Source organism: Hyalangium gracile (assembly GCF_020103725.1).
GTDB classification, from domain to species: Bacteria; Myxococcota; Myxococcia; order Myxococcales; family Myxococcaceae; genus Hyalangium; species Hyalangium gracile.
On the sequence record NZ_JAHXBG010000020.1, the window covers coordinates 88,966 to 101,319 of the forward strand.

Sequence of the window (12,354 nt, forward strand, 5' to 3'; positions counted from 1 at the left end):
CCGGGCGCACGCTGGCCCAACTGGTCTGCTTGTCATACCAGTTGGGTACCGGTCTCGCGCACTCAGTGCTTCAGGCGCGAGGCCACCTCGGGGCACTCCTGCTGGAGCTCCAGCGCTTCTGGGTGCTGGCCCTGGATCTCCCGAGCCAGCCGCGACAGTGAGCGCCGGCACATCCAGGTGCCCACGTGCTGCTTGTAGCCGTGGCAGCACTTCCAGCCGGTGAGCTTGCTGCCCAGGAAGACGAGGGTCTCATTGCGCGTGGGCGTGGTGATGAACCACGCGGCCAGGGCGAGCGCGGCCACCCACGGCAGCTGCGGGCCCAGCCCCAGCACCCACGCCTTGCGCCCGAGCCCGGGCCGCTCGCCGTGCAGTCGCAGCACCCGGTCCAGCGGGCGCGAGGGGAGCAGCGGCGCCATCAGCATGTCCGGCAGCGCGGTGAAGGCTCGGGCGAAGGCGACCGGCAGGCCCGGAGGCTGGCTCTCGGCGTTCACCAGCCGCACGTCGAACAGGCGCCGTCCCAGCGTCCACCCGCGCACCCCGCCCACCACCGAGATGAGCACCCACGCGCAGACCATGGCCGCCAGCATCCGGACGAGGGACTGCTCCCAGTCCAGCGCTCGCGCCGCGCCCCAGCCCAGCAGGGCCGCCGTCCCCAGGTCCAGCAGGTCCGCGGACCACAGGCGGAGACGGAACCGGACGTGTGCCGGTGAGAATTGTGATCCGAACAGCGCCCCTTCGCTCATCCGCCCACGGCTCCTTGCGCGCCAGCATAATCGGTCCGGGTGGGAGATGGTGTGAAGTGACGCCGTGAATCACCCGGGCGAACCGAATACGGTAGGCCCATGTCCGCGCCCCGGAAGCCACGCCTCCTCCCTGGACTGCTCGGCGGCAGCTTGCCCCTGGGGCTGCAGGCCGTGTCCGCCGCGCTGCTCGTCGCGTGGCTCGGAGGGCTCGACGGACTCTCGCGCACCCTCGGCATGGCCGGCCGCTCCATCCACCTCATGGGCGTGCTCTGCCTGGGGTGCACGGTGGCCCTGGCGCTCGTCCTCTTCCTCGTGACCGCGGGGCGTAACGTGCCCGGGGTGGTGCCCGTGGTGCTCGCGACGGTGCCCTGGCTGGCGGGCCTGTCCGGGGCGCTGCAAGGCGCTCGAAGCACGATCGCGGCCATGGCGAGCGCCTCCGAGGAGAGCCGGCTCGTCCTCCTCCTCCAGGGCACCGGTGAGCTGCTCTGCGCGCGGCTGCTCGGCGCATGGTCCAGCGCCACGCTGCTGCTGGCCACCGCGGCCGCGCTCTTCCTCGCCCGGGCCACGCGCGCGGACTCGAGGCCGGGCGACCGGAGGCTCGAGGCCGGCGTGGTGCTGCTGGTGGCGCTCCTCGGCGCGCTGGCCGCCTTCGAGTCGGGGGAGCTGTCCCGGGTGCTCGTGGCGACCGCCACCGTCAATCCGGCGGACCAGCTCACCGTGCTCCTCGCGGGCGCCGAGTCGCTGCGCGTCTCGCGGCTGCTGCGCCCCGTGCTGGGCGTGGGCCTCGTCCTCGCGGGCCTCGCGCTGGGCGCACGCAAGCTGCCGCGGCGGCCGAGAGAGCCCGCGGCGTTGCTCACCCTGTTGCCGCTCGCCGTCGTCCTGGCCGGTATCCTGTGGGCGGACGGCCGCCCCATGGCCCGGATGAGCGAGGCTCTGGAGCAGGCCTCCCAGCGCCCCGCGGTGCTCTCCGGACTGAGGCTGCTGCCCTTCGGGGCGGACCAGGGCATCTCCCGGGTGGACGTCATCGCCACGGCGCGAGGGCTCTCCCGGCCCGGAGGCAGCGAGGTGCCCTGGAGCGCGGGCGACAAGTCCCTCATGGACTTCCTCCGGGAGCCCGTGGCGCACCTGGCCCGGCAGGAGCCCGTCCAGGGCGAGCCTCCGCCCTCGCTCGAGCTCGCCGTGGATGCGGGCCTCCCGGTGGCGGAGCTGCGGAGGCTGATCGACCTGGCGACGCAGATGGAGCTGACCACGCTCTGCTTCGTCGGCACGCGTGCCCCCGAATCCGAGGCGCCCAGACTGGCCGCCGCCCTGTCGGGAACCTCGCCCTTCCTCCAGCAGGCCGCCACTGCACTGCGGTCCACGCCGGGGACCGTCCGGGTCATCCTGTTGCCCATGCTCCACTCGAGCGCCTTCCAGTCCGCGGGCACATGGGTGGGCGAGCTGGGCGCCGAGCCGCGCGTCACCCTCTCGGAGGTGCCCGTGGGGACGAAGGCGACACAGGTGCTCGAGCTCGCCAGGGAGGATGAGGGGCCCCAGGCCTTCGTCGAGCGAGGCAGCGTGCTGCACCTCACCGTGACGGAGCACGCCTCGCTGGAGGACGTGGCGAAGGCCGTGCAGCGCAGCCGCGTCCAGGGCTTCACGGTGCTGCTGTCCGCTCGGCCACCCCCCGGCTCCCGCCACCCCTGAGCCGGCTCGGGCATGCGAGCAGACCGCCTCTCCCGGCTCGCTCCGCCACAGCCGGAGTCGTAGCCCGCTGTCGACTTTCCGCAGTGGTCGCCTCCCGCGACACGCCCCATCTTCCTGTCAGCACGGAGCGGGAGCCACGCTCACCGGGTGGCGCGACCCTGGGATTCGAACCGGAGGATCCGGCGGACCGCGGTCTCGGACCCGGCGCTCACGCGGAGTGAGGACGCGAGGCCCAGGCGAGGGAGGCATGCGGGTCCAGATGGACCTGGGGCCTGCTCCGGCGCGCGAACCGGCGGCAGCAGCGAGGGGGGGCGGGCAAGGGGGCAGGTGGTCTCTCGTTGCTGCCGCCGGGGAGTGATTGCCCCTTGGTGGCGGGGTGGGTTTGCTGGACACTGGAGCCGCATGTCTACGTGGAGCCAGAGGCGTCCCGGGCTCCGAGCCCTGCTTGCTCCGTGCGTCCTCTTGCTGCTGCTCGCGGGGACGCCGAGCCTCGGGCGGGAGCCGAACCGCGCCCTCTCCCAGTACAGCCACCAGGCGTGGCGCAACGAGGACGGGCTGCCGCAGAACACCGTCCTCGCCCTCCAGCAGACCCAGGATGGCTACCTGTGGCTGGGCACCTTCGAGGGGCTGGTCCGCTTCGATGGCGCTCACTTCACCGTCTTCGATCGGCACAACACGCTGGAGCTGAGCGAGCACGGCATCCGCACGCTCCTGGACGACGGGGCCGGCGGGCTGTGGGTGGGGACGAAGAAGGGCATCCTTCACTACGCGCAGGGCCGCTTCCAGCGCCTGCCGGAAGAGGGCGATCTGCGGCAGGTGAACGTGCAGGCGCTCGCGCTGCAGGGCTCCACCCTGTGGGTAGGAACCTCCCTGGGGCTGGAGCAGGTCCCCCTCGTGGGAGAAGGCCCGCGGAGGCGCTTCACGACACGGGACGGGCTGCCGAGCTCCCAGGTCGAGGCGCTGGCCGTGGACGGCACGGGCACGCTGTGGATCGGCACGCGCGAGGGGCTGGCGCGGCTGTCCGCGGGCAGGCTCGAGGCCGTGGTGCTGCCCACGGGGACGGACTCGCGGGTGCGCAGCCTGCGGGCGGCGCGGGACGGCACGCTGTGGGTGGGCACGTACTCCGGGCTGCTCGCCCTGCGGGACGGGAAGTTCACCTGGTACGGCCCGGAGCACGGGATTCCGCGCTACGAGGTATCGGCGCTGTGGGAGGACCGGGACGGGGTGCTGTGGGTGGGCCACGAGACGGGCCTGTACCGCCACACCGCCGGGAGCTTCACCGCCTTCGGGCCGAAGGAGGGCCTGTCGGGCACGCGGGTGTACTCCATCTTCGAGGACCCCGAGCGCAACCTCTGGGTGGGCACGGCGGATGGAGGGCTCAACCGCCTGAGCGCGGGCCCCTTCATCCCCTACGGCGTGCCCGAGGGGCTGTCGCATGATCTCGTCCGCACCGTCCTGGAGACGCGCGACGGCACGCTCTGGCTGGGCACGCTGGGGGGCGGGCTCCACCGGATGAAGGACGGGCGCATCACCCGCGTGGGCGCGGCCGAGGGGCTCGAGGACGAGAACATCCGCTCGCTGGCCCAGGGCTCGGACGGCACGCTGTGGGTGGGTACTCACCACGGGGCCTTCCGCTACGACGGCAAGCGCTTCACGCAATTGCGCCGGGAGAACGGCCTGCCGTTGGACCTGGTGTGGGCCATCCTCCCGGACTCGCGGGGGGATGTGTGGTTCGGCACCTCCTCGGGGCTGGTGCGCATGCACGAGGGCCGCTTCACCGTGTTCACGCCCGAGCAGGGCCCGGTGGCCGAGGCCGTCATCTCCATGCTGGAGGACGCCACGGGCACCCTCTGGTTCGGCACGCACGCGGGGCTGGTGCGCTACGCCAACGGCACCTTCACGCGGATGACGGATGCCGCGCTGCACCACGAGACCATCATGGCCCTGTACGCGGAGCCGCCCGGCACGCTCTGGGTGGGGACCTACACCGGGCTGGTGCGCCTGAAGGACGGGAAGGTGTCGCGCATCACCTCGGCCCAGGGGCTGGCGGACGACAGCATCTTCAACCTGCTGCCCGACGCGGAAGGCTTCTTCTGGATGAGCAGCAACAAGGGCATCTCGCGGGTGAGCCGGCGCGAGCTGGAGGAGGTGGCCGACGGCCGGCGCGAGCGCGTGCGGGCCAGCAGCTACGACGAGCGGGACGGGCTGCGCAGCGCGGAGACGAACGGGGGCTCGCAGCCGTCCGGCTGGAGGACGCAGGACGGGCGCATCTGGTTCACCACCCTGCGAGGCGCGGTAGCGGTGGATCCAAAGGACGAGCGGCTCGAGCGCCACCCCCCCGAGGTGCGCCTCCAGGAGGTGCGGGTGCATGGCCAGCGGGTGCCCCTGGCTCCGAGGCTGGAGCTGGCGCCGGGCCGGCAGGACCTGGACATCCGCTTCACCGTCTTCGCGCCCCAGGCCCCCCAGCGCGTGCCGGTGCGCTACCGGCTGGAGGGCTTCGACGACGACTGGCAGGACGCCGAGGGCCGGCGCACGGTGGCCTACACGCGGCTGCCACCGGGCACCTACCGCTTCCACGTGATGGTGGCCGACCGGGAGGGGCTGTGGCGCGAGCCGGGGGTCGTGCTCGAGGTGACGCTGCAGCCGTGGTTCCACCAGACGGTGTGGTTCTACCTGCTCTGTGTGCTGGGGGTGGGAGGGGTGGCGGCGGTGAGCTACGGCTGGCGGGTGGGCCGGCTCAAGCAGCGCGAGCGCTGGCTTCAGGCCCGGGTGGAGGACCGGACCAAGGAGCTGGCCCGGGCCAACCAGGAGCTGGATGCGAACCTGCGCACCCTGCGCGCCACCCAGTCCCAGCTCGTCCAGGCGGGGAAGATGGCGGCGGTGGGGACCCTGGCCGCCGGTGTGGGGCATGAAATCAACAACCCGCTGTCCTACATCGTGTCCAACCTCGAGCATGCCTGCGAGGAGGCGGGCGGGTTGATGCGGCGCCTGGAGGAGGGGCCGGAGGATGTGCGCGAGCGGCTGCGGGAGATGGAGCAGGTGCTGCGCGAGGCGCTGATGGGGGCGGACCGGGTGCGGCGCATCGTCCGGGACTTGAAGACGTTCTCCCGGCAGGACGAGGACACACGGGGGCCGGTGGACCTGCGGGCGGTGATGGACTCGGCGGCGAAGCTGGCGGCGGGTGAGCTGCGCCCCAGGGCCCAGCTGCTCCGGGACTACGCGGAGGTGCCCCGGGTGGAGGGCAACGAGGCACGGCTGGCGCAGGTGTTCCTCAACCTCATCATCAACGCGGCCCAGGCGCTGCCGGAGGGCCGGCCCGAGCAGAACGAGGTCCGCCTTGTCACCCGGCGTGTGGGTGAGGACCGGGTGGCGGCGGAGGTCCACGACACGGGGAGTGGTATCCCCCCGGAAGTGGTGGGTCGCATCTTCGACCCATTTTTCACAACGAAGCCGGTAGGGGTAGGCACGGGGCTGGGGCTGGCGCTATGCCATGCCTTCATCACTTCGATGGGGGGCCGGATCGAGGTAGAGAGCCAGGTGGGGCGGGGAACGATGTTCCGGGTCACGCTGCCAGTGGCCCGCGGGGAGACGGTGGTCCAGCCGGCGCGAGCAGTGGAGTCCAAGGAGGGAGTGTTGATGCGAGGTCGGGTGCTGGTGGTGGATGATGATCCGTTGGTGAGTTCCGCGTTGCGGCGCACGCTGTCGCGCGAGCATGACGTGGAGGTGGTGGTGAGCTCGCGGCGGGCGCTGGAGATGTTGATGTCTCCGGAGGGCAGCTACGACGTCATCCTCTGCGACCTGATGATGCCGGAGATGACGGGGATGGAGCTGCACGCGCAGCTGGCGACGGCGGCGCCGGAGCGGGCGCAGCGGATGGTCTTCGTCACGGGCGGGGCGTACACGCCGGCGGCGCAGACCTTCCTGGAGCGGGTGCCCAACCCGCGGCTGGAGAAGCCCTTCGAGCCGGAGAAGCTGCGCGAGCGCGTGCGCGAGTGGGTGGTGAAGGCGCGCGGCGCGTCCTCGGGTACACCCGCGTAGGCGCGGAGGGCTGGGCGCCGGCTCAGCCCTAGGAGCCACCTGCGGGTTTCTTGTCGAGGAGCAGATCCCTGGCGCGGACGAGCTCCTCGCGCTGCTGGAGCACGAGCTGCTTCAGGTCGGGCGCGAGCCCATCCAGGCGCGAGGGGTCTCTCTGCTGGAGCTGGGCCTGGAGCGCCGCCTCGATGACGGCGGGCGGGGCATCGGGTGAGACGCCGAGCAGGGAGGCGGCCTTCTGGCGGGCGCCTTCGCGGAGCACGGCCGGGTCGCCCACGGCGGCGAGGAGGCGGGCGTCCTCATCGCTCGAGCCGCGGAGGCTGGGGGAGGAGGACGCGCCTCCGCGGACGAAGAAGGAGGCCACGGCGGCGACGCCGGCCACGCCGAGCGCGATGAAGAAGAACAGCCGCCGCTGCCGCTCCTGCTGGAGGAGCTGCTGGCTGCCGGTGAGTCGCTCCAGCTGCTCGGCTTGCTTCGCGGAGGCCTTGAGCGAGCGCGAGGGAGCGCCCGCCGACTCCAGCTGCTGAGCCATCTCGCGCTCGAGCATGTCGAGCTGTTCGCTGGAGTAGGCGGAGAAGGAGTTCTTGCCCAGCGTCCCCAGGTAACCCGCCGTTCCCGCCGCACCCACGGCGAGCATGATGAGCAGCCACCGCATCGACCCTTCCTCCTGTGTGGCGGGAGAGGCTACCGCCGAATGGTGACTCGAGGCGCGGCACAATCTCGGCTGGGCCTGCGAACAGGTGTGGAGACAGGAGGCGGCGTGTGCTCAAGGCTTGCCCGGCAGGGGCTCCATTGCCTTGCCAGGCTTCTTGGAGCGCATCTTCTGGGGGGCCACGTCGAGCTTCACCGGGACCGTCTTGCCCTGGTTCTGCGTCCGGGGCTCCTCGAGCCTCGCTGACTTCTCCTGGATCGGCGGCGCGGCCTGGGCGCTCTGCTCGACAGGGAGCTTTCGCTGCGGCTCCGGATCCTTCGAAGTCGCGGGCTCCTTCGTCGCAAGCTTCTTCTCCGTGGCTTCCTTCGGGTCGTCGCCCGCGGTGGAGACAAGGGCCAAGCGTCCCGGCCCCAAGACCAGGAATGCTCCCAGCGCCAGGGCCGCCGCGCCGCCCACGCTCAGCGCTCCCACGGGGATGCGACGCTCCAGCAGCTTCAGCGCGGCCTCGGCGCTGGCGGGCCGCTGTTCGGGCTTCTCGGCCAGCAGCCGTGACAGCAGGGTGCGCAGCCGCCTCGGCACACCGGGAGGCAGGGGCCGCTCATCGGGAATCCCGCCCGCGAGCGCCTCGTGCAGCACGAGCCCCAGCGCATACAGATCCGAGCGCGCATCCGCGCGGCCCAGCCGCTGCTGCTCGGGCGCCATGTACCGCAACGAGCCAATCAGCGCGGCCGAGGCCGTGAGCGTGGTGGCCCCATCCAGGCGGGCGATGCCGAAGTCACACAGCTTCACGCCGTCCTTCGCCAGCAGGAGGTTGCTCGGCTTCACGTCACGGTGGACGAAGCCACGCGCATGCGCCGCGCCCAGCGCCGACAGCACCCGCCGCGCCAGCCCCTCCACCTCCGCCGCCGGCAGGGGCCCCTCCGCCAGCCTCGCGCGCAGGTCCGGCCCGTCCACCCGCTCCATCGCATACCAGCAGAAGCCGCGCTCCTCGCCCTCGGCCAGCACTCGCACCACGGCGGGGTGCTCGATGCGCCGCAGGGCCTCGGCCTCGCGGCGGAAGCGGGCGCGCACGGAGGGATCCGCCGCCACCATCGCGGACAGCACCTTCACCGCGCACGGGCCCAGGGCGCCCTCGGCCTCGTACACCGTGCCCATGCCGCCCGCGCCCAGCCGCCGCTTCAGGGACAGGCCCCCGAGCTGCTCGCCGGACAGATCTACCTCGGGCGACAGGCGCGCCGTGCCGGGCGCCGTCTCCACTCGGGCCAGGTCCACCTCCACCCCACACCCGCTGCACGTCGCCACGACGGCGGCTCGCGCTCCGGGCAGTGGCGTGCGGCAGGCAGGGCAGAGAAAGTTCATTCGAACAGGTTGATTCCGTACTCTTCGATCTTCCGGTCCAACGTCGGCCGGGAGATGCCCAGCGCCTCGGCGGCCGTCGACTTCACGCCCTTGGCCCGCTTCAGCGCCAGGACGATGTGCTCACGCTCCACCGTCCGCACCACGTCCGCGAGTGTGACACCGGGCGCGGGCGCGCTGTTCCCACCCGTCATCGGCTTGGGCTCGGGCGCCACCACCTCGGGGGGCAAGTCCAGCAGGCCGATGAGGTCTCCCGGCGCCTTGAGGACGAGCGCGCGCTCGATGGCGTTGGCCAGCTGGCGCGCGTTGCCCGGCCAGGGACAGGCGCGCAGGGCGGCACGAGCCTCGTCCGTGAAGCCCGTGGCGCGCCGGCCGAGCTGCGGCCCCATGCGCGCCAGGAAGCGCTCGGCCAGGGGGAGGATGTCCTCGGGCCTGTCCCTCAAGGGCGCCAGGTGGATGCGCACCACGTTGAGGCGCCAGTAGAGGTCCTCCCGGAAGTTGCCCGCGCGCACCGCCTCGATGAGGTTGCGGTGGGTAGCGGCAATCACGCGCACATCCACCGGCACGCCCGCGCGCCCGCCCACACGGTGCACCAGCCGATCCTGCAGCACGCGCAGCAGCTTCACCTGCAGGGCCGCGGGCAGGTCCCCCACCTCGTCGAGGAACAGGGTGCCGCCGTCAGCCTGCTCGAAGACGCCGGCGCGAGCATTCACCGCCCCGGTGAAGGCGCCCTTCTCGTGGCCGAACAGCTCGCTCTCGGCGAGCTCGGCGGGGATGGCGCCGCAGTTGACGGCGATGAAGGGCCCTTTCGAGCGGGTGCCCAGGGTGTGGATGGCGCGCGCCACCTCCTCCTTGCCGGTGCCGCTCTCGCCGGTGATGAGGACGGTGGACTGCACCTGCGCGGCGGCGTTGACCAGCCGCATCACCTCGCGCATGGCGTTGCTCTCGGCCACGGGCGACGAGTAGGTGAGGGTGCTGGGGATGTGCGGCTCGGGCGGCGGGCAGAGCGAGGGCCCCGCGGCTCCGGCGAGCGCTCCGGCCAGGGCCAGCTCGTCATCGGAGAAGGCGGTGTCTCGCAGGATGCAGAGCGCGCCGGCCGGGCCGCCTCCCGTGTAGAGGGGGGCGTACAGGACGTGGGCATCGCCCTGGCGCACGCGCGTGAGCAGGTTGTCCGTCTCGGGGCGGGCCTGGGCCTCGGGCATGGCCAGCGCCCGGCCGAGCTTCAGCGCGGCATTCACCAGCTCCCGGCTCAGGGTCACGTGGGAGCCCACGGGCCGGGCCAGCAGCGGGTGCAGCATGCCATTGGGGGCCAGCCGCAGCACGGTGAGCGCCGTGGGCCGCAGCGCCGAGTCGAGCGCCTCGAGCACCAGGCCCGCGGCGGCCTCGGGCGAGGAGGCGGTGGCGGCGCGCAGGGCCAGCTCCCCGGCGCGCGCGAGCGCCTCCGAGGTCGGCGGAATGCCGCTGCGAGCCGTCTCCGGCCGGGTGCGGGTGAGCACGAGGGTGGACTCCCCGTCCCGGGCGCGCAGGGCCTCGAAGGAGGGCTCGTACACCAGGACGCTCTCGCCCACGGAGATGTGGTCTCCGGGGCGCAGCCGCGTGGTCTCCTTGAGGAGCTGGCCGTTGAGCCACGTGCCATTGCGAGAGCCCAGGTCCCTGAGCACATGGCCCGCGGGGCCAATGGGCTCGATGGTGCAGTGCTCCCGACTGACCTTGTCATCGAGGAGCTGGAGCCCGCCCTCGGCGGCCCTGCCCACGATGAGGGGGGAATCCAGCTCTCGCGCTATGCCCCGGCAGGGGCCGAACATCGCCACCAGTCTCGCCACGGCCAGCATACTAACGGCTACCGGGGCGTCGTGGGGGGTTGGGGGAGCAGCCTGTACGGGATCCACCAACCAGGGAGGCCAGGCTGGCGGCCAGGGCGACGAGGAGGACGAGCAGGGAGGGCAGGGTGCCAGCCATGGGCTCCTCGGTGGCGGATGGGGGGCTACTTCTTCTCGGAGGACCCGAAGAAGGTGCCGTGGATGGCCTTGCCCTTGGAGCGGAACACCTTGTTCTGCACCTGCTGGGCCGGCTGGGCCTGGGGCCCCGAGCCCTTCACGAAGTCGTCGATGTCCTTGTGCTTGAGGGAGCGGGCCTTGGCGCGAGCGCTCTCGGCGTTCTCCGGGCGGCCCGGCTGCTTCTCCAGCGCGGCGAGCACATAGGAGGCGAGCAGCTTGCGCTCCAGCTTCCCGTAGAGCCTGGGGCTGTCGAAGACGTCCACCACCTCCAGCTCGCCGTTGATGGCCACGGCCAGGCCGGCCATGCGCTCGTCGCGCGGCAGCTTCGCCTGGAGTTCGTCGAGGTACTGGCCGATGCGCGCGCGCAGCTTCGCGTCCTGGAGCACGCGCCGGTAGGTGCCGGTGGGGCTGGAGACGCCGGAGGCCTCGGACTTGCGAGCCACCTCGCCCCAGACGGCGCCCTGCTCGGAGAAGAGGGCGGCGCGGCGCAGGTCCGGGTGGGCCACGGCGAGCCCCGGCTGGAAGGTGAGGTCCTTCCCGTTCCAGCGGCCCTGCTCGACGCAGACGACGGGCACGCGGCGGCGCTCGCCGGCGTCCACCACGACGTCGGACTGGACCATGCGGTCCTGCTTGCCGCCGAGCACCACCTCGCCACCGAGCAGGTACAGCGGGCGGGTGTCGCGGTTGCGCACGGCGAGCTCGGGGACGGAGCCGCCCTCACCCACCTCGCTGATGACGACCTGGCGCGCGGCCTGGGCCTCCTCGAGCACGGTGTAGTCGTCGTAGGGCGGGCCCTTGCGCGTGTGCAGGGGAATGACGGCGAGGTTGTAGGCGAGCACGGGCTCCCCGGCCTCGAAATCCCCGAGGCTGAAGTCCGAGGCATGCTCCTGCGGCGCGGGCGCGGCGGCGGAGGGAGGGGAGTGCTGGGCCTGCGCAATGGGCGCCTGGGAGGCATTGAGGATGCTCTGGGCGATGGCCAGGGACGAGACGAGCAGCAGGGGAACGGCGAGGACGGCGAGGGTGCGCTTCATGGGAACCTCCGGGTTCGAGGACTCCCCATGCAAGGCGCCGTGCCAGCCCTGCTCCCTCGGGAGGGCCCGGCGGACGTGTAACGCCGCATGACGGTCTGTCACGCCATGTGACAGCCGGAGGGAGGGGGCCTGCCTGGGAGGTGGATCGAACTATGATGGTCCAAGGAAGGGACTCCGCCATGAGGCCTCGCCCCCTGGAATCCACTGCTCCGTTGAAGCCCCTCTGGGCCGCTGCGCTGTTGATGGTAGGCACGCTGGGGTGTCCGCATGCCTTCGGTCGAGGAGGCACCATCGACCGGGCTGTCCACAAGGACGCCACGCAAACAGCGCGCCCGCCGATGGACTACGACTGCCCGGTGCTGGCGCAAGACGTGGAAGAGTTCTGCGAAGAGGCGGCCGACATGGAGGAGTGCCTCAGGAGGTGCCGTCAGTGACGAGGCGCGCACTGCTGGGGCTGCTTGCGGGACTGCTCCTCTCGGTGCCGCTGATCATCATCGCTGCCTATGCCGCATGGGAAGGACTTCGCCTTCCTGTCGAGGAAGCGATTCCTGTCAGCCCGGTCCTCTCAATGGAGGAGCGTCTGAGGCTCGCGACGTATCAGCGCGAATGCGGAAAGGGCAAGGAGTGTGAGCCCCCTCTGGGATGTCTCCCCATTCCCGCGCTTTTCAAGTCGCATTGCACCGACAGCGAGTGTGTTTCCGATACGCAGTGCCGGGAAGGGTTCTCCTGCCAGGTGCTCCGGACCGTGAAAGGTCCTCGGGTTCGCGCATGTCTCCCGGTGGGGATCCGCCAGGAAGGACAGAGATGCGTGAGCATTCCGAGCGATAAGGAAGAAGCGTGCGGGCCGGGTTTGCTCT

Annotated in this window: 7 protein-coding genes; 2 read left to right on the forward strand and 5 right to left on the reverse strand. The window is 71.8% G+C overall.

What is annotated here, in order from left to right; all coding sequences use genetic code 11:
* Positions 1-62 precede the first annotated feature (62 nt).
* Positions 63-743: an RDD family protein gene (locus tag KY572_RS33035; protein ID WP_224247642.1), complete on the reverse strand. Its 681-nt coding sequence runs from the start codon at positions 741-743 to the stop codon at positions 63-65.
* 99 nt (positions 744-842) lie between these two features.
* On the opposite strand from KY572_RS33035, the gene KY572_RS33040 reads away from it, so the two are divergent.
* Positions 843-2,429 (forward strand): hypothetical protein, encoded by a 1,587-nt coding sequence (locus KY572_RS33040; RefSeq protein WP_224247643.1) that lies wholly within the window; start codon positions 843-845, stop codon positions 2,427-2,429.
* 402 nt (positions 2,430-2,831) lie between these two features.
* Positions 2,832-6,467, forward strand: a complete 3,636-nt coding sequence (locus tag KY572_RS33045; protein WP_224247644.1) for a two-component regulator propeller domain-containing protein — start codon at positions 2,832-2,834, stop codon at positions 6,465-6,467.
* Between the two features lie 28 nt (positions 6,468-6,495).
* On the opposite strand, the gene KY572_RS33050 is transcribed toward KY572_RS33045, so the two are convergent.
* The 4 genes from KY572_RS33050 to KY572_RS33065 form a co-directional block, all read right to left on the reverse strand.
* Positions 6,496-7,116 (reverse strand): hypothetical protein, encoded by a 621-nt coding sequence (locus KY572_RS33050; RefSeq protein ID WP_224247645.1) that lies wholly within the window; start codon positions 7,114-7,116, stop codon positions 6,496-6,498.
* A gap of 111 nt (positions 7,117-7,227) precedes the next feature.
* Entirely contained in the window at positions 7,228-8,472 is a 1,245-nt protein-coding gene (locus KY572_RS33055) for a serine/threonine-protein kinase (RefSeq protein ID WP_224247646.1), read from the reverse strand.
* Complete coding sequence (locus KY572_RS33060) at positions 8,469-10,301, reverse strand: sigma 54-interacting transcriptional regulator (RefSeq protein ID WP_224247647.1); 1,833 nt, start codon at positions 10,299-10,301, stop codon at positions 8,469-8,471. The genes KY572_RS33055 and KY572_RS33060 overlap by 4 nt, the downstream gene beginning before the upstream one ends.
* Positions 10,302-10,453: 152 nt before the next feature.
* Entirely contained in the window at positions 10,454-11,497 is a 1,044-nt protein-coding gene (locus tag KY572_RS33065; RefSeq protein WP_224247648.1) for an ARPP-1 family domain-containing protein, read from the reverse strand.
* Positions 11,498-12,354: the final 857 nt, after the last annotated feature.

What these genes read in the sequence shown, in the direction of transcription:
- KY572_RS33035 (WP_224247642.1), bottom strand. Translation starts at nt 743, where the DNA reads ATGAGCGAAGGGGCGCTGTTCGGATCACAATTCTCACCGGCACACGTC.
- KY572_RS33040 (WP_224247643.1), top strand. Translation starts at nt 843, where the DNA reads ATGTCCGCGCCCCGGAAGCCACGCCTCCTCCCTGGACTGCTCGGCGGC.
- KY572_RS33045 (WP_224247644.1), top strand. Translation starts at nt 2,832, where the DNA reads ATGTCTACGTGGAGCCAGAGGCGTCCCGGGCTCCGAGCCCTGCTTGCT.
- KY572_RS33050 (WP_224247645.1), bottom strand. Translation starts at nt 7,116, where the DNA reads ATGCGGTGGCTGCTCATCATGCTCGCCGTGGGTGCGGCGGGAACGGCG.
- KY572_RS33055 (WP_224247646.1), bottom strand. Translation starts at nt 8,472, where the DNA reads ATGAACTTTCTCTGCCCTGCCTGCCGCACGCCACTGCCCGGAGCGCGA.
- KY572_RS33060 (WP_224247647.1), bottom strand. Translation starts at nt 10,301, where the DNA reads ATGCTGGCCGTGGCGAGACTGGTGGCGATGTTCGGCCCCTGCCGGGGC.
- KY572_RS33065 (WP_224247648.1), bottom strand. Translation starts at nt 11,497, where the DNA reads ATGAAGCGCACCCTCGCCGTCCTCGCCGTTCCCCTGCTGCTCGTCTCG.